This window comes from Microbacterium sp. T32 (assembly GCF_001619615.1).
In the GTDB taxonomy this organism is placed as follows: Bacteria; Actinomycetota; Actinomycetes; order Actinomycetales; family Microbacteriaceae; genus Microbacterium.
Map to the genome: position 1 here is coordinate 1 of NZ_LQQP01000029.1, position 799 is coordinate 799.

1 protein-coding gene is annotated in these 799 nt (G+C 65.6%); it reads right to left on the bottom strand.

The window, feature by feature from the left end; all coding sequences use genetic code 11:
• Window positions 1–799 (bottom strand): hypothetical protein (locus tag AVW09_RS18025; protein ID WP_197462649.1); only part of this gene is annotated, 799 nt, incomplete at both ends.

The window sequence follows — 799 nt, forward strand, 5'->3', positions numbered from 1 at the left end:
TAGGTGGTGAGTGTGTATGTGCCGGCGGCGTATTGGGAGGTGGCGGCGGCGACGTTGGAGTCGACTTTGGTTGTGCCGTAGTACAGGTCGCCGTCGGGGGTGAGCCAGAGGTCCCAGCCGGTGGGTGTGGCGTTGGCGGGGACGCCACCAGCGGTGCGGCTCTGGATGCTTCCGGAGTAGATGAATGCGCCGGCGGCGGTGGTGTAGGTGACGACGACGTTGGTGGAGTAGTACGACCTGGCGGCTGTGACGCCGGTGTCGATCAACGTTGCTTGGCGGTAGAGCTCGCCGGTCGGGGTGAGGTAGGTGTCCCAGCCGACGGGTTTGGCGTTGGCGGGTACTCCTTGGCTGGTGCGGTTGATAGTGCCCTGGCTGGTGACAGAGGTGACGCCGGCGGCGGTCTGGTACATGTAGCCGACCGATGACAGATCGATCGAGTACTGCGCGTAGGCGGCCATCACGCCGGTGACTGCTTTGGTCGTTCCTCGGTAGAGGTCTCCGGTGGGAGTGAGGTAGGTGTCCCAGCCGACGGGTTTGGCGTCGGCGGGTACGCCCTGACTGGTGCGATTGGTGACGGTGGTGTCGTTGGCGAAGAACACGCCTGCGACGGTTTGGAAGGTTGTTCCGACGTAGGGGCCGTACTCCGCCGTTGCGTAGATCACGCCGCTGGCGATCTTGGTGGTGTCGCGGTAGAGGTCGCCGCCCGGGGTGAGGAAGGTTCCCCACCCGACCGGGGTGGCGTTCCCAGGTACACCCGCGGCCGTCTTGTCCGTCGACGTCCCCGCACCCGCATACGTGT